The organism is Paenibacillus solanacearum (genome assembly GCF_910593845.1).
Lineage (GTDB): Bacteria > Bacillota > Bacilli > Paenibacillales > NBRC-103111 > Paenibacillus_G > Paenibacillus_G solanacearum.
Window position 1 is genome coordinate 215,060 of record NZ_CAJVAS010000005.1, and the last position, 19,102, is coordinate 234,161.

The following is a 19,102-nucleotide window of genomic DNA, read 5'->3' on the forward strand; positions in this document are numbered from 1 at the left end:
CGGATCAGCCTCCCTGTACGACGATTTGACGCAGCGCCCGCCGGATCGCCCATCTGCCGAATGCCACAAGCGCAGTGAGCCATAGGACCTGCACCAGGATGCCCCATAGCGCTTCGCTCTGCGGAATATGCCCGGAGTATACGCGAAAAGGGAAGTCCGCCGTCCAGCGGAACGGAAGCCCATACGTGACGGTTTGCAGCCATGGCGGCATCAAGGGGACAGGGATGGTGAGCCCTGCGAAAAATTGACCGGCGATGGCAATCATGACCACCGAGCCTGTCGGCGACATCGTCCAAAATACCGAGATATAGATCAGCATCGAGATGGCGACCACGACCAGCATGCCGAGCAGCAGCGTCACGACGAACAGGGCCAGCCGTGCCGGTGAAGATGGCAAACTCATCCGGTAAGGCTCCGGCAGCAGCAGCACGACGACGGCAATCGGGATGCAGCGCAGCAGGACGGTTGCCAGCCGCTCGCCCACGAGCTTGGCGTACCAGAACGGATAAATGTCGCACGGCCGGCACAATTCGTAGGCGATATTGCCGGATGTGATCATCTGGAATATTTCGTTGTCGCGGATCCACAGCATGACGAAGCCGAGAAACATTTGCTGCAGCCATACATACGCGACCAGATCGCCAAGCGACATCGGCGGCGTGATTGTGCTCTGGCTGTAAAACGCTTCATACACCATGATGAATATAAATCCGAAAAACAACTGCGTCACCATGCCGGCCAACGCCGCCGAGCGATATTGCAGACTCGTAATAAACCGCAGCTTCCATACCGACAAATACGCACTCATACTTGATGCTCCTTGTACAGCTCGACGATCAGCTGCTCCACCGGCGTCGATTCGATCGCGACATCGAGCAGCTCTACATGCTCGGATAAGGCGGAGATGACGCCGGCAATGGCGGCCCGCTCCGTATCGACGCTGAATACGGCCCGCTCCGGCGACCACGAGATCAGCGACGCCCCGCGTATATCGACCGGCGTCGCATGCTCGCGGAAGTCGATCGTGACGAGCCGATGCGTTCCGAACTTGCCGCGCAGTGCGCTGACCGTCCCGTCGTACAGCAGCGTCCCTTTCCCGATCATCAGGATGCGGTCCGCCAGCGCCTCGATATCCTGCATATCATGCGTCGTCAAGATGACCGTTACGCCTTTTTCCTTATTAATCGTCTTGATGAACTGCCGAACGGCGATTTTGCTGACGGCGTCGAGTCCGATCGTCGGCTCGTCGAGGAACAATATTTTCGGCCCGTGCAGCAGCGAGGCGGCGATTTCGCAGCGCATCCGCTGGCCGAGACTGAGCTGCCGGACGGGCATGTGCATGATCTCCTGCAGACCGAGCGTTTCCGTCAGCAGGCTGAGGTTCTTTTTATATTCGGCTGCCGGAATGTGGTATATATCCCGCAGCAGCTCGAACGAGTCGATGACGGGTACGTCCCACCACAGCTGAGAGCGCTGGCCGAAGACGACACCGATATGCCGGACATATGCCGTCCGGTCTTTCCACGGCGTAAATCCCATGACGCTGCACGTGCCGCGGTCCGGCATCAGAATGCCGCTCATCACCTTGATGGACGTCGACTTTCCCGCCCCGTTCGGGCCGATATACCCTACGATTTCTCCTTCGCCGATCGAAAACGAAATGTCGTGAAGCGCATGGACGATCGTGTGTTCGCGGACAAAAAGGGCTTTCGCCGCCTGCCTTAGTCCGGCAGACCGTTTGGCTACCTTAAACGATTTGCTGATGCCCTGAAGCTCAATCATGCTCGCACTCTCCCTTCTTGCCGACTCTTCACACCGGTGGTATCGTAATCCTGAATCCGACCTTCCTGCATGGAACACAACCTCCTTCAAATGGGGTACTGACAAAATATATCCAAAACGCCCAAAAAAGTATAGACTTATAATCGAGTGTAAGTTATACTAATATTATAGAAGTCAAGGACGTCTATCTTTAGTTAAAATCTATCTAAAACAGGCATGCGACATATTTTATGTCGTTTTTTTGTGTTTATAAGGCTAGGCAAATACAAATACCCGCTTATGCAACAAGGCCGCCGGTCATACCGGCAGCCTTGTCTTCCGCTTGCTATATGCCCCGACGGTCCGTGAATCGTCAGGTGTTACTTCTCCTTCTTCATCTCAAAGTAATTGCCATCCCATAACATCATCAACGTCTGCTCATCCTTGATCATCAGAAAGCTGCCCGGATTCGTCCCATTGCGAATGTGTACGGTTTTAACCGATGGCGCGTAAATGCCAAGGTCGCTTAATGGAGTCCGGTACGCTCTCACAAAATCCTGGTTCGTCATTTCCTGTTCCTTATATTCAGGGTTCAACATTTCATCCTCGCCAAAGGACGCCTTTTCCTTCGTGTAGCTCGCTTTCATGCCGATGATGCGTTCGTCAACAGCCGTCGATATCGGCGCAGAACCAACCCACTTCTGAACGGTCCAATCTCCATAATATACAGGCTCAGGAATGGTTGAAGGCTCCGCGGGCAGCCTTGAGGTTATGGGGCCAAATGAGCCGATGAACAGCGCGATCAACAGCAGCGTAGAACAGTACAATTTGTTCATACCCTTCGCCTCCTTTTCCAATCTGCTATATATTATAGACGATGATGAAACGTATTAAGTTGGCTCAATATCTTCCCGTTCGATAAGCGAAGAGCAAGCTGGCCGTGCGGCAAACTCGCGATCGTATTCGTGAGGTCGCCTGTTTGCCCCTTACTTCAATCGATCAAGCCGGCCCTCCTTCACCTCAAACACCTGATCGGCAACATTCTCGAGCAGGCGGGCATCATGCGATATGAAGACGATCGTGCCCGCGTACTTTCGCATCATGGTCTCGAGCGCTTCCACGGCGGGAATGTCCAGAAAGTTGCTCGGTTCGTCCATAAGCAAAATATTGTAGCGCCCAAGCAGCAGTTTGGCCAGCTGGAGCTTGATAATTTCGCCGCCGCTCAATACCGATAGCTCTTTGCGAACGTCCTGATGCGTGACCCCCATGGATGCGAGTACGGCGCGAATGTCCGCAACGGGATACTCGCATTGCTCCTGCATGTAGGCCATGACGTTCTGATTCCGTTCGAACTTGTAACCGTTTTGGACAAAGCAGCCGATTTCCGCTTTAGGCGATAACGTAATGCCGCTCTCCCGGTCGCGAATCATGTGGAACAGCGTGGTTTTCCCGGCCCCGTTCGCGCCGACGATCGCAATCTTGCCCCCGAGCGGGAACTGAAAGGAGACGTTATCGAAAATCACCTTGTCTCCGAACCGTTTGCTGATCTCCTGTCCCGCAATCGGGAACGGGTTATGCAATGCCAGCGTCTTGCTCTGCCGGAATTGAACGCTTCGCAAGGCTTTCGGTGCGGCCACCTCGCCAAGCGCTTCGATTCGCCGTTCCATGTTTTTGGCCGCGTTATACAGCTTCTTCTGCTTGCTGCCTTGCGATTTCTGATGACTGAGGCGTCCGCCGCTTTCCGTCTTATTTTTTTTATCCGCTTTCTTTTCCTTTTGATCAAGCTGCCGGGCCTGGCTTTTCTTCTCCTCGATCGCTTGTTCCAGCCGCTCCCGTTCCGCCGTATATTGACGATATCGGGCAGCCTGGCTCTGCCGCTCCTCTTCCTTCTGGGCCAAATAGTCGGTATAGCCACCCCAATACTCGGTAATTCTCCCGTCCTTCAGCTCCCAGATCTTATCGACGACCTTATCCAGGAAATAACGGTCATGACTGATGATGAGCAGCGCCCCGGCATAATGCGTGAGCCGGTTCACGAGGAAGTCGATCCCTTCACGGTCCAGATGGCATGTCGGCTCGTCGGCAAACAGACCGTGCACCTGCCCCGACAGCGCCTGCGCAATTTTCACCCGCGTCTCTTCCCCGCCGCTCATCGTCCCGGCTTGCACCCGGTCGACATGGAGCTTGCCCATGATAGCGTAGTCCTGTGCGGCTTGGACAACCGCCTCTTCCAACTGAGGGATATAGGCAAACGTCCCTTCCCTTTCAATCTTGCCATGCTGCAGAGGGATGCTGCCCAGCAGCGCTTTGAGAAGCGTGCTTTTCCCCGCTCCGTTCGCGCCAACCAAACCGATGCGATCGTATTCATACAACTCCAACCGGTCGATATCGAGTACCTCGCGTCCCATATATTCCACATAAAGCTCTGTCGCTTTGATCAATAACATGAATAATCCTCCTCCGAAAAATCGCAGTTTCCGTCTTGAAACTTCGCAGGCTGACCTGCGATTTGCGAAGGGGAGATTATATAAAGAAGTACCAGTGTATGCTGCGCATGATTAGGGCTCCTTTTCTCTTCATTTGCTTTGAATCGGTACACATCCTGGCATGATAGCAAAAAAAAGCAGACCCAAGTCCACTGGCGGGCTTGGGTCTGCATAAAGTACGTACCAGAACAGAACGAAACGAGGCATAACAAAAAAAGCCGTCCGGATCGCGGTCGATGTCCTCATACGTGAAAATAAGCAGCTCGAAAAAAGCCCACCTTAGTGGTAATATCCGCTTTTTTATCGCCTGCTTACCTTAAACGCATAGAGTGAACCATCGATCGCAATCCTCCTCACTTAGATTACTGGTATCTTACCATCGGCGGCAGCAGCTGTCAATTTGCATCGCTGCGCGGAGCGGCATCCGACAGCCGCTTCACCTCGCGGCTCAGCTCCTGCACCGCCTGAATCAGCACGGGCACAAATTCCGTATAGCGAAGGCCGTGACGATCCGTGTCCCGATCGTATACGTAAGCCCCGGCGTCCATGCCGAGCGCGTCGAATACGGATTTCACCTCTTGGGCGATCAGTCCGAAGTGCATCCGATCGAACTGATGCTCGATGACGCGCTCCTTCCCTGACTCATCCTTGACCGTTTCCTTGTAGTCCTTGAACTTGAACGCAACCGGACGCAGCCGTTCGATCAGCTCCAGCGCAGCCGCAAGCGGTTCGACCCGCTCCTTCTCCCGGGCATCGGACGTGTTCACCGTCCCGGTGGCGGCGTAGATGTCTTTCCATCGGCTGCTGCTCGTTCCCAGGCTCACCGCGTTGTCCGCGTTCGGGCGAGTCGTGCCGTACACGGTGATGTCGCTCGGACTGAGCAGCATCCGCGTCACCGAATCGTTGCGCAGCCGCAAATTGCCCGCTGCGGACCGCAGGTCCAGCTCCCCGTTCTCGTTGTAGCCGATCATTCCGAGCTTATTGCCGTTGTAATCGTAGATCGTGACCGGCGTTGACTTCGGCAGCGAGATCGGAACCGTTCCGTCGATGCGGCCGTTGATCAGGCTGTCGTCGACGAAGCCCCGCGGCGTGAACAAGCCGCTCTCGGCCCCGAAGCGCGTCGCGCCCGTCCGCTTGAACAACGGCTGCCGGCAAATGACGCTGTCCGTTCCCGTGCAACGCACGAACACGATATCGTTCGTTTCCCCGGAAGGATACGGCGCTGTGCTCTTGCCGATAAACGGCGATGCGATAAAGCGGGCGCCGGCCGGATGGTTAAAGCCGCTCCTCAGGGCGGACCGGGCGCTCTTCGCCTCGAAGTAGCAGGCGATAAATTCAATGTCCCGGGCATCGTGGCAGTGCAGCAGCACATCTTCCCGCGTCTGAATCGTACAGTTCATGAAGATGATGCCGCGTACCGGCTCCCCGGATATTTCCAAGCAGGCAGACGGCGAGTCGAAGGGCCCCGCGAGGCCGCCGTTTGTGCACACGACCCCGCTGCTGTGATCGAACCCGGAGATATAGCAGTCGCTGATTACCGTACCGGCGAAGCCGAAATTCGAAGCCGACGTCCGAATCTCGCTTCCGGCCTTAATGCCGCCCGAGACCGGGTTCGGGCTGACGCCATCGAAGCGCAGCGTCGCGTCATCGACCCGGTTGGCCTGGCTGTACGTATACGGGTCCGAGCCGACACGGAACGTGCCGCCGCCGTTTGGGTACGGATTGCTCGGCGACCAGGCGATGCTGACGGAGCCGGACGACGATGCCAGGCAGCGATACACGTCGCCGCTGCGAATGCCCATCCCGACTTTGCCGCTGGCCACGCATTGCACGAAACGGTTGCTCTCTGCCGTCGGCACGCGATCCGGGTAGCGCGGATCGTTCATGCTGCTGATCAGCACGCCGTATTTGCGCCAGTAGCCGACCACCTGAATGAGATCATAGCGGCCCTGCGAAGCGTTCTTCAGCCACAGGCCGATATCCCACGCATCCCCGAAGCCGGGGTCCGTCGCGCTGTTGAAGCCTTCGATGCCGTTAAAAAAATGCGTGATCCGCAGCTGCGATATGCCGCTTTGCACCGCATCCTCGATCAGCACCGCAACCGAGAACGGCTCGGCCGTCGCCGGGTTGCTACCCGCCGCGTCCTCCCGGTAAAAGTTCGTCAGCTTGTAGTCTTGGCCGGACACGTCGGGATTGCTTCGCACGCCGCCGCCCATCCGCATATTCGTGATCCCGTATACGGTATGCACTTTCGGCCCCGTGCCTTTGAAGACCAGATGCGTTCCTTTGCCGTCGGTCTTTTTAATATTTTGCGCGCTCGGCACCCATTCGTCGAGCCCGGCTCCCCGCAGCACGACGCCGGAAGGAACGACGATCGTAGCGGAGCAGATGTACCGGCCCGCCGGAATATATACCGTGCCGCCCCGCTCGCCGCATACCCGAATCGCCGCTTGGATGGCCGCCGTATCGTCGGTTTGGCCATCGCCCCGCGCCCCGAACCAGCGGACGCTGATCTCGCCTTCGTACACCCGCTTCAGCCGCATGCCCGACTGGGCCACCAGTACGAGACCGGTATTATCGGGCGTCGCGGTATCGGCCGGATCGCAGACGAACGGCCCTTCCTGACCGGGATCCGTCACGAAGTAGACGAAGTCCGGATCGGGCGCCCCGTCGCTGCGGATGCCGGCAATCGTGGCCGTCACGCAATATTGAAGCGCCATCAAATCTTTCGGCTTCAGACGATCGTCCGTCCCGCCGCCGATCCCATATACGCTCGCTGCGACGAATGCCGCCCCGGCCGCGCCCACGGAGGAAAAAAACGTTCTTCTCGTAATGACGGGCTTCCCCGCCTCCCCCTTTCCGTGCACCTCGCTCCCGTCCTGATCCCGTTCTTGCCGCTCCGATTCCTTCCGGTCATCCGGCATCGTTCGCCCCCCGCTTTCATCCAAAATATTAAAACGGCATCTCCCGTTGAACCGCTTTCAACCATGTCGACGCAATCAGCATATCGCCCAGCGACGTCATATGGACGCCGTCGGTTGTCAGCGCTTTGCCCGTCTCCCGCCGTAAAAATGCGATAAACGCTTCATGCGTGGGCACGAGCACTGCCTGGAACGATGCGGCCAACTGCTCGACGATATCGACATACGGCTTCAGCATCCGGTTGCCGACCGAGTCGGGATATTCCTTGATGATCGTAGGCTGCATCAGAATAAACCGGCAGCCGGTCTCCGCTCTCGCCTGTTCCAGCAAGCCCCGGTACACTTCGGCGAACCGCTCCGGGTGCACCTGCTCCGCCTCAGGCGAATCGAGCTGCCGCCACACATCGTTAATGCCGATCGAAACCGATACCCAGTTCGGCCGATGCTCCAGCACATCGAGCCGCCACCGCCGCTGCAGGTCGATGACCCGGTTGCCGCTCGTCCCCTCATTGATGATCCGAAGCGACAGCTCCGGGCGCGCCGCAGCGAAATAATCATGCAGCAGCCTTACGTAGCCGCCGCCGAGCTTGAGCGGATCGTTCTTCCGCCCCTTGTCCGTAATGCTGTCTCCAATGAACACCAGCGTATCGTTTAATTGAAACGTCATCGCTTCTTTCCCTTTCCCTTTCCCTTCCCCTATCCCGTCGTTCCCCTGGAATCAGGCACGCAGCAGTAAGATTAATTGCGGAAATGCGCAATCGTATGGAACGTAAGGTAGTTCGCATTATGGTAATTGAAGGCGCCGTTGATGGCCGTCCGGCTGGCATACACGATGTTGTCGCCGTCAAACTGCCAATCGACGTACTGGAAGCCGACCTTCGTTGCGTCCTCGGGCCATCCGTTATCCTGGTAATTCAGAACGTCTTTGTGAATATGCCAATGCTCCAGATCTTCCGACGAGACCAATGTCAAAATATTGCGCTGACTCACGTTCGGAAGCGTCACCCGGTTAACCAAAGACCAATATTTGCCGCTTACGGCATCGTAATGGATCGTAAACTTGGACATGTTCCCGTGAAAGTCGATGACTTTCCGGAACGACAGCGGCGCTTCCGGGCGCTCGTCGTCGACGTTCAGCATAATCGCCCGGCCGTATTCGGGGCTGCCGCCCTTCGTATTGTAGCGGAGCAGGTTGACCAGTCCTCCGTCCGGGGTCACGACCGCATTGCCCTCGAGCAGCGACGGCTTCCCGCCTTCGATCGTGCCGGGCCAAACGCTAGAGTAAGACAGAAACGGCGTGACGGCCCATTGCGCCGGATCGAGCAAATCGCCGTCCGCAGGCACCGACACGATGCCGGTATCATGCCCGCCGGTTTGCCACGAGCCGAATTCCACCGCCGTCCAGAGGCGGCCCTTATGCTCCACGACCGGCATCGGCGCCCGATGCGGCCCTCTGGCCTCCCGGCTGCCCTCCGGAATAATTTCGGTAGGCGCGGACCACGTCCGTCCTCCGTCATCCGAGCGGCCGATCAGCAGCGCGCCGTACTCCGTACTCGTTCCGAGCATATACAGCGCCCCGCGGTGCAGGAACAGCTTGCCCCAGAAGCACGGGTACAGGTCGCACAGAAACGACCAGGTGCGTCCTTCGTCGGCCGAGCGGAACAGCTTCGTCAAGTTTTGCCCCGCTTTCCCCCAGTATACGTCGTGAGAAGCAATCCACTCGCCGCCAGGCAGCTTGACGATGGAAGGGCTGGCCGGCGAGCGGCCCGAGAAGCCGTACGTGTAATCGTCCGGATGAATGTAGTTGATGACCGTTCCCGGCACATCGCCGGTCCGTACCTGCCTGACCGGACTGTCCGCAACCGGCTCAGCTAAGCCCTCCGCCATCGCCCGAACGGATACCCGGTACTCCTTCCCGTTGTCGAGGCCCTTAAGCTCCGCGCTGTTCCCACCGTCCGCCACCCGGACAACAGCCAGCTCCGTTTCGTCTTCCCCGGACGTCAAACGGATCTCATAAGCGAGTGCTCCGGCATCATAAGCGCCTTCATACTTCCAGTCGAGCCGCAGTTTGCCGTCGCCGGGCGCCAGCCGCACGATATTCAAATCGCTGCATGCCGCTTCCTCTCCATGCACCGCACGCATCAACGCTTTCGTATTCGAATAGCCCCATGTTTGTTTTCGTACACCGATCATACGAACGCCTCCCCAATGTGCAATATCATTATCTCCTTGTGCAGCCTAACGGACGGACTCCTTCTCCTGGAACAACAGCCGTTTGACCGTCTGCCCGAGCTTCTCCAGCTGTTCTACTTCCATTCGATGATTGCCCTTCAGTGCGGAATCGTCCCGAACGCGGCAGACCGTCTCGATCGGCAGCCCGAGCTGCCGCAAGTGGTACTTCGCATTCACCGGGTACACCTGCAGCTCGATCAGCGAGGCAACCGTCAGAAACGACTGCAGCCGCTCGGCCAGCTCCGCGTTCTGGCGCCACTGCCCGATAAGCTGCACATACAAGTCCGGATGGAAATTCGCCATGACCCCGCTAAAACCTGCCGCGCCAAGCTTAAGCGACTCCAGCAGCGTCGTCGAATTGGCGTTGAACAGCTTCAGCTCGCTGCCGGCAACTGCTTCGAGCTTCGCTTTCATTTGCCCAATGTCGCAGCTCGTGTCTTTGAGGAACAGGAACCTTCCGGTCGACGCACACCACTTCAACGTATCGGGGGAGAGCAGCCGCTTGTACGGATACGGGCACTCGTAGACGCCGAAAGGAATGTCCGGCACCGCATCCAGCAGCTTCTGCGCGTTCCCGATCCATACGCTGTCGTCCTCCTCGGCCTTCGCAAGACGGTTGCTGACGATGACGACCGCATCCACGCCCGTAGCCGCCATTTGCTTCAATTCCTCGATCTGATCGGCGAGCTCGTCGGAAATATGCCCCGAGGCGATGACCTGAACGCGGCCAGCCGCCTTCTCCTTCACGAAGCGCGCAACACTTATCCGCTCCTCCAGCGTCAAATAAAACATTTCGCTCGATTGGCATACGGCGAACAAGCCTTGCACCCCATGACCGATATACCATTCCACCAGCCGTTCCAAGGCGTCGTAATCCACCTCGCCCTTCAATGTAAAAGGCGTAATCATCGTTGGCCATACGCCGCTTGCAATCGTTTTGCCCATCATCGTTCCCTCGCTTCGCTGAAGTAAAAATCTTGCATCCACAACTGCTTATGAATTTTGACAACCACCTTGCGGATCTTCCGGTCGCCGGTCACGCTGCAGCAAGGCCGGTGCACGTCAGCCGGAAAAAAGACGGCGAACATTCCCGGTGTGAGCAGCAAATCCGCATCGTCGAGCCCGGCGTCATACAGCAGCAAGTCTTTCTCGTCCAGCAGCTGCTGCGTGATACGCTGCTTGCCGTCGGCCCTGACGACCCCGATTCGCTCCTCGCCGCGAAGCAGACATTGAATGTCAATGTGCGTTTCATGCGACTCGGGCGTGCGAAGCGGCTTGGCCTCTGTCCCGACCGTCTGAACGATCGCAAACAAGTGCTCTCCTTCGATCGCATACGTGCCATCCTCCACGGTGTCAAAATTCGTCCGCCGAATATAATCGACTCCCGCCTGGATGGACGGATGAAACATATGTTTTTCCCGATCCCAGCGGATCAGATCGCTAACGATCATACAAAGCCTCCCTCAGTGGTTCCGTATAAAAGAACAAAGTTCTTACCATTTGGCACAGCTTCACAACCTAGCCCTAATCCTGCAATGGATTCGTTCTTAATTATAGAACAACGTTCTTACAAATCCATTTTAATACACATTGTTGGCGATTACAATCCTAATTTTTTCAAAAAAACGTTCCCGTGTCCGCTGCGCCTGTTTTTTGGCAAGCTTCAAAAAATTTACGAAAAACCAGTTGATATATTTTTTTGTATCCCGTACTATACAACTATAAACATATAATGATGAACATGGTTCTATATTGCAGAACATCAATGAGCCGTTAGCTTCGGCGAGCCGCTCCTCTTTTTTTCTAATATGTATAGAATCAAGTTCTTCATTATAGAACAAAATTGACGCATTGCATGGGATCAGTGCGGCACACAAAGGGGGAATCGGCATTTGGCAACACATTCAGGCGCTGCAGAGGGTTGTATACAAAAAATAAATACCGATCCGCAGCACGTTATGCAAGCGCTTTACTCATCGGTCGTTTCCGATCCACAAATCCATTCATGAGGTGATTCCAATGTTCAACAAGCAATCCAAATGGATGCTGTCCGGCCTCGTCCTCGGCTGCGCCGTTATGTCCGGCTGCAGCGGAGGCGACAAGCAGCCGCAGTCGAGCGGCAATACACCCGCGGTGCAAAATAACAGCCCGGTAACCGTTACGCTCTACGCGCGGACACTGCTGCTCGATGACGACTTCGATAAATATATTAAGCAGCCGCTAAGTAAAAAATTCCCGAACGTCACGATTCAAAAGGTGGATAGCGAAAAGGGGAAAACGATCCAGGACTTGTTGACGGCCGGTCAAATTCCGGATTTGATCTGGGAAGGCCTGACGAATATGCAAACGCTTAACGACCTGAAATTGCCCGTCGATCTGGAGCCGCTGGCCAAGAAGCACGGCTTCGATTTGAGCCGGCTCGACCCGACACTCGTGAAAAGCATCCGCAGCTATTCGGACAAAAATCAGCTGCTCTACCTGCCGTTCCGCGCGTTCTCCTTCGGCCTCCATTACAACAAGGACATCTTCGATAAATTCGGCGTCGAATATCCGAAGGACAATATGACATGGGATCAAGCCGTCGAACTGGCCAAAAAAGTGACGGGCACCCGCGACGGCGTGGAATTCCGCGGACTGCATTCGGGCATCAGCATCAACCGCATCCAGACGCAAATGTCGCTGCCTTATGTCGATCCGAAAACGGAGAAGCCGGTGCTGCTGTCGAACGACCGCTGGCAAACGCTGTTCCGCACCTATAAGGACATTTACGGCATTCCCGGCAATTACCCGAAAGGCGCCTCCTTCGGCGACGGCCGGAAAGCGTTCCTGGAAACGCGCAATTTGGCGATGTTCCCGCATTTGCTCCTGATCGGCGACGCCGATTTTGCCGAATCGGTCAAGAAAGGGCTGAACTGGGGCGTGACCACGTTCCCTTCCATGAAAGATAAGCCGGGCGTCGGTCCGGGCGTGTTCTCAGATGGCTTCATTATACCGGAAGGCGGCAAAAACCAAGATCTGGTCTTCCAGCTTGTCGCCCATCTGCTCTCGGATGAGGTGCAGGGCGAAGCGGCCAAGCTCGGCAATCCGCCGGCCGTTGTGAATCCCGAGGTGCGGAAGAAGCTGTATGAGAACAATCCGCTGGCTAAAGGCGTGAACTTAACGCCGATCTTCAACATGAAGTATGCCGATCCGTATGGCAGAACAGCATATGACAGCAAGGTTCAAAGCCTTGTGCAGAAGCAGCTGGAGCAATATTTTACCGACAAGGCGGATCTGAACACCGCCCTGCGCGTTGCGGAGGAGCAAATGATCAAGACGATCAATGAGGAGAAATTGAAAGCGAAGTAATGCCCGCGGGAAGCCGTCATCGCTTCGCGGCAAGTAAGCATTATCCAAATGCCCGACCGTCTTCGGACGGCCGGGCATTTCGCTGTGTGCAGCAGGTCATAGGTTCAGCAGTTCTCTGACCTTAACCTCCAGCTCCACCATGGAGAACGGCTTGTGCATAAACGCGTTAGCCCCGAGCTGAAGTCCCCGGTTCATGTCTTCTTCCCGGCTGCGGCCGGATAGAACCAATATTTTCTCAGCCGGACGCTGCCCGCTCGTCTGGAGCCGTTCGAGCAACCCATACCCGTCCAGCTCCGGCATGACGCCGTCCAGCAGACACAGGTCGACCGGCTGCTGAAGCAGGCTCCGGTACGCTTGCTCACCGTCCTCCGCCTCGATGAACTGCACCGGAAGATGCTTCAGCTTGGCGATCAATATCGAACGCAGGATGCGGTCGTCGTCGGCAATCAGCACCTTCTTGCTCGATTGCTGCGCATGCGTTCCCCCGGAAGCCGCGCTGTCTTCGCCTGTGCGGAGCACAACCTGATCGCGCCCGTGCTGCTTGGCATCGTACATCGCATCGTCGGACTGCGCGATCCACGCCTCCACCGTCATCCCCGGGCGCCATTCCGTTACGCCCGCCGAGAAGGTGATACGATACGACTCGCCCTCGTTTTGAGCGACGGGCTCCTTATGCGCCAAGGCGAGAATCGCTTCCACCGCTTTCTGGGCGTCCGCCCCGGACGTATTCGGCATCACGACGACGAATTCCTCGCCGCCGAACCGGGCCAGCAGGTCGGTCGAGCGCAGTTGATGCTGCAGCATGTGAGCAAGTCCTTGCAGCACCAGGTCGCCTACATGATGCCCGTGCGTATCGTTGATCGACTTGAACCGGTCGATGTCGATGAACACCAAAGAGATCGGCGCCGGATAACGGCGAATGCGATCGAGCTCCACTTGGATCTGATGATCGAAGTAGCGCCGGTTGTACACGCCGGTCAGCGGATCGCGAAACGCAAGCTGCTCGAACGTTCGCGTGCGCTTCAGCAAGCTGCAAATGCGCGCATGCATTTCTTCATAATGAAACGGCTTGGCTACGAAATCGTCGGCCCCCAAATAAAAGCTGCGCACTTTATCCTGCACGTCGTCGCGGGCCGACACGATCATCAGGGGAATCCATTTGAGCGTCGGATCCTCTTTCATAAACTCGAGCAATTCATACCCGCTGGCAGGCCGCATCATCAGGTCTAACGTAACCAGATGGTATGTCCGCTCCCGCAGCAGCCTTTGTGCAGCCGCGACATCTGCCGCTTCATCCACCTCATAGCCTTCAAGCGCGAGCCTTTGCGCCAAATACGAGCGGATGGCATCGTCGTCGTCGATCACAAGCAGCCTCTCATCGCGCTGCGGAGATACCTGGCGGTACAGATGCTCGTACTGCTCGTCGAGCTCCAGCTCGCGCCCGTACATCTCCAGCTCCAGCTTCAGCTCCTCCAGATGCGGCCGGGACGCCTCGGCGCTGGCCGCAGCGCACTCCGCTGCCGCCACCATTCCGCCGGATAGGCCCGCACCCTCATCCTGCGTCCACTGCCAGATCCGGTCCAGCGCTCCGGCCAGCAGGCCGATCCGCTGCAGTTCGAACATCGGCGCGCTTCCTTTGATCGTATGGGCGATTCGATAGACGCGCTGCCCCGCCGCTAGCGGCTCTTCACCGCCGGCCGCCGCTTCGATCCAATCGCTCAGCGAAGCCGTCTGCTTGCCGAGCTCATGAACATATCGTTTGCGCCCCTCCTTCATCAATCTGCGTTCTTTTTCATCGCGGTCTTGCATCATCCCGTTCATCTTCATCACACTCCGTCTTTCCTCCAGCAAACCGGGCGGGTCAAGGCTTGCCGCGCCGAATCATATCGCCAATCGTATCCAACAGCTGAAGCGGGCTGAACGGCTTGACGATATACTGCGTCACGCCCGCCGCCTTCGCCCGCTCCCGATCTTTCTCCAGCGCTTTGGCCGTCAGCAATATAACGGGCGCCTGCGCGTTCGGGTTCGGATGTCTCCGCAGCCATTCGCACACCTCTACGCCCGTCCGCTCGGGCATCATATAATCCAGGATGATCAGGTCGAACGTCTCCGATTGCAAACAATCGATCGCCTGCTGCCCATCCTCCGCTTCCGTAATTTCATATCCTTCGTCCTTCAGCGTTTCCGTCAGCAAAAACCGCAAGGCCGCCTCGTCCTCGGCCAGCAATATGTTTCCCGCTGCCATGCTGTATGTCCCCTTTCCCGAATGCCGCATCCATATTTTTCAACAAAATTCGTACTTTACATAAGCCAATAGTATGATGTATGAGACATAAGAACCATGGTATGATACGATTATAAAAAATATTTTAGATATATTGGTAGTTTTGCCCTATCGAAAGGATGGTCACATTGAACCCCGCTTCCATTGAACACTTGATCCGCAAGGTGTCCAAATATGTCAGCTTCGGACAACCGGTATCGTCCGGGTCCGTCATCAGCCAGCGCATTTCCGATCCCCGGATCCCGATGCAAGCCTATTACCTTAACATGAAGCTGCAAAATGAACAGGAGCAGTACTATCATGAGGTATGGCTGAAAATGAACGGCAGCTTCGCCGTTACCGAAGCCTGGTATACAGACAGCTCCGTCACGCGAAAGCTGTACCGTGATCCGTTGACGGCCGACCAGCTGCAGCAGGTGATCGGCGAAGAAGAATTCAGCGGCATCGTCCTGCGCATGACCGAAATTGTCAAAAAGTTCGAGAAAGACGACTGGAGGCCGCAATCACGGCGTAAGTAGGATCACGACGGATCCGCCGGGGCGCGCTCCGCTACGGTCTGCCTGCTCTCCCGATATTTCCGCCACGAACGTCCGGAGATCGCAGGACAGCCCCGGGAATCAGCCCAGGCGTAAATCCACCCTTCCCGTTCCTCGCGCCGCGCATCGCGCACCCAGATTCGTTCGTAATCGTTCGGCATGCCCGGACCGTAATATTCCTCAAGCGCATCCATGCGGGCGAGCCCTTCTTCCGTAACGATAAGCCACCACCCCTCCACCAGATCGCCATCCCCATAGCCGGCAAGCACGATCGCCGGGTAATCGCCGCAATCATACAGCTTGCCGTACACGACGCCGGGCCGGGACGACAAAGTATAGGATGCGACCACGTGATGATTCGACTCGCCCTCAAGCAGTGTGCCGTACACAAAGACCGGAATCATGACAACACTCCTTTGCAACCAAGCGTCAATACCCTTCTCTTATCATACCACATCCCAAGCCCCGGACGCGCCGCCCGTGCCCGGAAAGCGCCTCTAATGGAGGAGCACCAGGAAACATGGGCATACATATAGTGAGAAAGCGTACGAAATGCGCCGCGATTCTCCATGACCATCCATCGCAAAGTAAAGATACGTTTCCCGTTTAGAGAAATCGCGGTATGATAAGCGCCAAACTTAAAAAAACCTTATTGCATATCGGTTAAGTAGGAATTATACTTGTTGTTATTGGATCTGAATCGCAAGGAGCGTATGGAATGGACTGGACAATTGTTTTGATGGGTGCCTTCGTGGGGCTGCTTGTCGGGCTTACCGGCGTCGGTGGCGCGGCGCTGTTGACACCGGTGCTCGTATTCCTTGGCATACAGCCGACAGTGGCTGTTGCGACTGATTTATTTTATAACTCGATTACGAAGCTGTTCGGAAGCATTCAGCATATACGTCAGCGGACCGTGCAGACTTCTCTCGTGCTGTATTTGGCGATGGGAAGCGTCCCGAGCGCCATTGCCGCGATTCTGCTGCTCAAATATTATCCGCCGCTGCATGGTTACCAGGACGCCATCATCAAGCATGCGCTCGGCATCGTGCTGATCATCGTTGCGCTCGTAAGCCTGGTGAAAGTCTGGTTCGACAAGGGCGGCGCGCGGACAAACCGAATTCAGCAGAAGCCGCTGTCAGAGAAGAAGGCGCTGACCATCCTGATCGGCGTCGTGCTTGGATTCGTTGTCGGCTTGACCTCGATCGGTTCCGGCTCATTGTTTGCGCTGGCGATGATGTTTTTGTTCCGGCTGACCGCCGCCGAGCTCGTCGGCACCGATATCGTGCACGCGTTCCTGCTCGTAACGGCCGCAGGCCTCATGCACGCCGGATTCGGAACGATCAACTATGCGCTGGCATTCAATCTGCTCGCCGGCTCCGTCCCGGGCGTCCTTGTCGGCAGCAGCCTGTCGGCGAAGCTGCCTTCCACCCCGCTTCGTACGGTCATGGCTACGATTATTCTCATCAGCGGCATTAAATTAATTTAACCGTCCTTCATATCTATAAGCATCCATGAACAAGAAAAAAGCCAAAAGCGTCCACTTCTGGCTTCATTCTTCTATATTAGCCGGACCGGGAACCGGCGTTTCCGGTCAATGCCTTGTGGACGCCGCTTCCTGCTGCCGGATTGTAAGTCCGCGGGTTTTGACGATAATTTTGCGGATACTGTCTTCCGACAAATGAAACTGGCGGATCAGCTCCGATACGCTGTGACCGCTTTGGTACAGCCGAAAAATTTCGTAGTTGCGGCGCAGAATTGATTGGCGCGTTCCGTTATTCTCGCCCCAGCCTGCGCGGGTTTGTTCCTTTTTCGGTATATAAATAATCTCGCCTTGAATGTAATCCTGCAGTTGTTTCAGCAGGCTAGGCGGTAATATGTCCTTCCCGTTCTTGTACCCCACCGATGAAAGCCTCCTTTCGTGCCGTGTTCGTCCGAGCCTCGAAAGTTGCAAGCATTTTCATCTTCACACCTCCATCAAGAGCCTTGTTGGTATACAAAACCGATGTCTGTCAGCATTCGGGTAAATGAAAGAATAAAAAAAACACGATGTACCGTATCGTGCCCAAATGCCTTCTATGTCATATATCGATCAATGACGTTCAGGTGACGGTGCTTTCGAAAATGCTTATTCACTTGCGAGCAATCCCTTTTCCGTTTCTAAATGCGCTTCTGTTGATCATTGCAGCTGCACTCCTTTCACCTGATTTGATTGATGATACGCGAATCTTCTTTATTTAACCATACTTTCCCATATATGTCCAGTCGTACCTTCGACGATAGAAGGGGCCCGCGAAGGCCCCTCATTTGATTGGCGCTTCCGCTTTACGCGAAAGCCACCTCCATTTGTGTAATCATTGCTCACGATCACTCCTTTCCTTTAGCGTCAGCTGGCCGGCTACATGTACTATTAACTCATACATGCCGCCTTGGGGCAAGGTGACAAAATCGTTATAACGATTTAATCCTCACTGCCGCGCTGCGCCGCCATTAGCCCGGGACCTTCTCCGTGCGGAGGCCCTTTGCATCCGTTCGCTTTCGCATAAGTCGGGAGGCTAAAATCCTTGCTTCTTCAGCCAGTTCGCGCATAGATTCGGCCATGTGCGCGCTTCCGGATGCTCCTGGGCCAGTCCGAGGCCGTGCCGGCCGCTCTCATAAATATGGAGCTCGAACGGTACTTTATGCTTCCGCAGAGCAGAAGCGAACAGCATCGCGTTCTCTACCGGAACGCCAGCGTCATCCGCCGTATGCCAGATGAATGTCGGCGGCGTAAGCTCCGTAACCCGATTCTCGCTGGACATCTGCTGGACTAGCGCCGGCTCGGCCGGGTCGCCGAGCAAGTTGTTGCGCGAGCCGCTATGCGTATGCGCGCCGAACGTGATGACAGGATAACAGAGCACAAGCGCGTCCGGGCGCGAGCTTTCCCGTTCAATCGGGTCGGCTGCCTCCGCATCCCCGCCGTCGAACTGCGTCCCTGCGGTGGAGGCCAGATGCCCTCCTGCGGAGAAACCGAGAATGCCGACCCGCTTCGGGTCTACGTTCCACGCGGCGGCGTTATGCCGGACGGTCCGGATGGCGCGCTGCGCATCCATCAGCGGGTTCGGATGCCGGTAAGGGGCCACCCGGTAATGCAGCACGATGGCAGAGATGCCGAGCGTATTGAGCCATCTGGCAACCGGTTCGCCTTCGTGTTCGGCTCGGCGGCCATAGCCGCCTCCCGGGCAAACGACAACAGCGGAAGTCGGCTCGGCGGACTCCACCAGGAAAGGCACCAGCGTCGGCCGATCTTCCTGCTCCTCCCCAAGCGCATTCGGCGTTCCTTGCGGCCACAGCAATAAACTCATCAATGAAACCTCCCCAATGGAAATGTATGCTAAAATCATACTACATTCGCCGACCGGTTTGTACTATGAAATCGCGCCGCGGCTTCGGAATTTCCCGGCGCTGCCCGTCCGTTGACATGCGGCGCTTGCGCACCCGTTCGTTCGTTTGCGCCAGCCATGCCGGTTTAAGCCCGTCGACGGATGCCGGGCCGAG

17 protein-coding genes are annotated in these 19,102 nt (G+C 56.4%); 3 read left to right on the top strand and 14 right to left on the bottom strand.

Annotation, left to right across the window (positions count from 1 at the left end):
- Positions 1-4 precede the first annotated feature (4 nt).
- The 9 genes from KXG62_RS08650 to KXG62_RS08690 all read right to left on the bottom strand — a co-directional run bounded on the left by KXG62_RS08650 (position 5) and on the right by KXG62_RS08690 (position 10,851).
- Positions 5-808: an ABC transporter permease gene (locus KXG62_RS08650; RefSeq protein WP_218091542.1), complete on the bottom strand. Its 804-nt coding sequence runs from the start codon at positions 806-808 to the stop codon at positions 5-7.
- Entirely contained in the window at positions 805-1,782 is a 978-nt protein-coding gene (locus KXG62_RS08655; protein ID WP_218091543.1) for an ABC transporter ATP-binding protein, read from the bottom strand. The genes KXG62_RS08650 and KXG62_RS08655 overlap by 4 nt, the downstream gene beginning before the upstream one ends.
- 359 nt (positions 1,783-2,141) lie before the next feature.
- Positions 2,142-2,597: a hypothetical protein gene (locus KXG62_RS08660; protein ID WP_218091544.1), complete on the bottom strand. Its 456-nt coding sequence runs from the start codon at positions 2,595-2,597 to the stop codon at positions 2,142-2,144.
- Between the two features lie 150 nt (positions 2,598-2,747).
- Positions 2,748-4,208 (bottom strand): Msr family ABC-F type ribosomal protection protein, encoded by a 1,461-nt coding sequence (locus KXG62_RS08665; protein WP_218091545.1) that lies wholly within the window; start codon positions 4,206-4,208, stop codon positions 2,748-2,750.
- 434 nt (positions 4,209-4,642) lie between these two features.
- Positions 4,643-7,171: a glycosyl hydrolase family 28-related protein gene (locus KXG62_RS08670; protein ID WP_218091546.1), complete on the bottom strand. Its 2,529-nt coding sequence runs from the start codon at positions 7,169-7,171 to the stop codon at positions 4,643-4,645.
- A 28-nt stretch (positions 7,172-7,199) separates the two neighbouring features.
- Complete coding sequence (locus KXG62_RS08675) at positions 7,200-7,835, bottom strand: SGNH/GDSL hydrolase family protein (RefSeq protein WP_218091547.1); 636 nt, start codon at positions 7,833-7,835, stop codon at positions 7,200-7,202.
- A gap of 71 nt (positions 7,836-7,906) precedes the next feature.
- On the bottom strand, positions 7,907-9,361 hold the full coding sequence (locus KXG62_RS08680) for a hypothetical protein (RefSeq protein WP_218091548.1): 1,455 nt from the start codon (positions 9,359-9,361) through the stop codon (positions 7,907-7,909).
- A gap of 45 nt (positions 9,362-9,406) precedes the next feature.
- The gene (locus KXG62_RS08685; RefSeq protein ID WP_343223449.1) at positions 9,407-10,348 is read right to left on the bottom strand and encodes a dihydrodipicolinate synthase family protein; all 942 of its coding nucleotides are present in this window, start codon (positions 10,346-10,348) and stop codon (positions 9,407-9,409) included.
- On the bottom strand, positions 10,345-10,851 hold the full coding sequence (locus KXG62_RS08690) for a NanQ anomerase/TabA/YiaL family protein (protein ID WP_218091549.1): 507 nt from the start codon (positions 10,849-10,851) through the stop codon (positions 10,345-10,347). The genes KXG62_RS08685 and KXG62_RS08690 overlap by 4 nt, the downstream gene beginning before the upstream one ends.
- Positions 10,852-11,419: 568 nt before the next feature.
- On the opposite strand from KXG62_RS08690, the gene KXG62_RS08695 reads away from it, so the two are divergent.
- Positions 11,420-12,748, top strand: coding sequence for an ABC transporter substrate-binding protein (locus tag KXG62_RS08695; protein ID WP_218091550.1), 1,329 nt, complete (start codon positions 11,420-11,422; stop codon positions 12,746-12,748).
- 96 nt (positions 12,749-12,844) lie between these two features.
- Here the strand turns inward: KXG62_RS08695 and KXG62_RS08700 are convergent, their stop codons facing one another.
- Both KXG62_RS08700 and KXG62_RS08705 read right to left on the bottom strand, forming a co-directional pair.
- Entirely contained in the window at positions 12,845-14,575 is a 1,731-nt protein-coding gene (locus tag KXG62_RS08700) for a response regulator (protein ID WP_246627365.1), read from the bottom strand.
- A 34-nt stretch (positions 14,576-14,609) separates the two neighbouring features.
- Entirely contained in the window at positions 14,610-14,993 is a 384-nt protein-coding gene (locus tag KXG62_RS08705) for a response regulator (protein ID WP_218091551.1), read from the bottom strand.
- Between the two features lie 167 nt (positions 14,994-15,160).
- On the opposite strand from KXG62_RS08705, the gene KXG62_RS08710 reads away from it, so the two are divergent.
- Entirely contained in the window at positions 15,161-15,550 is a 390-nt protein-coding gene (locus KXG62_RS08710) for a hypothetical protein (RefSeq protein WP_246627355.1), read from the top strand.
- A gap of 2 nt (positions 15,551-15,552) precedes the next feature.
- Here the strand turns inward: KXG62_RS08710 and KXG62_RS08715 are convergent, their stop codons facing one another.
- Positions 15,553-15,972, bottom strand: coding sequence for a gamma-glutamylcyclotransferase family protein (locus KXG62_RS08715; protein ID WP_218091553.1), 420 nt, complete (start codon positions 15,970-15,972; stop codon positions 15,553-15,555).
- A 314-nt stretch (positions 15,973-16,286) separates the two neighbouring features.
- Between KXG62_RS08715 and KXG62_RS08720 the strand changes: the two genes are divergently transcribed.
- Positions 16,287-17,054 carry a sulfite exporter TauE/SafE family protein gene (locus tag KXG62_RS08720; protein ID WP_218091554.1) on the top strand — a complete coding sequence of 256 codons (768 nt, stop codon included), beginning with the start codon at positions 16,287-16,289 and terminating at the stop codon, positions 17,052-17,054.
- Positions 17,055-17,159: 105 nt separating this feature from the next.
- Here the strand turns inward: KXG62_RS08720 and KXG62_RS08725 are convergent, their stop codons facing one another.
- Complete coding sequence (locus KXG62_RS08725; protein WP_218091555.1) at positions 17,160-17,468, bottom strand: CD3324 family protein; 309 nt, start codon at positions 17,466-17,468, stop codon at positions 17,160-17,162.
- A gap of 652 nt (positions 17,469-18,120) precedes the next feature.
- Entirely contained in the window at positions 18,121-18,909 is a 789-nt protein-coding gene (locus tag KXG62_RS08730; protein ID WP_218091556.1) for an alpha/beta hydrolase, read from the bottom strand.
- Between the last annotated feature and the right edge of the window lie 193 nt (positions 18,910-19,102).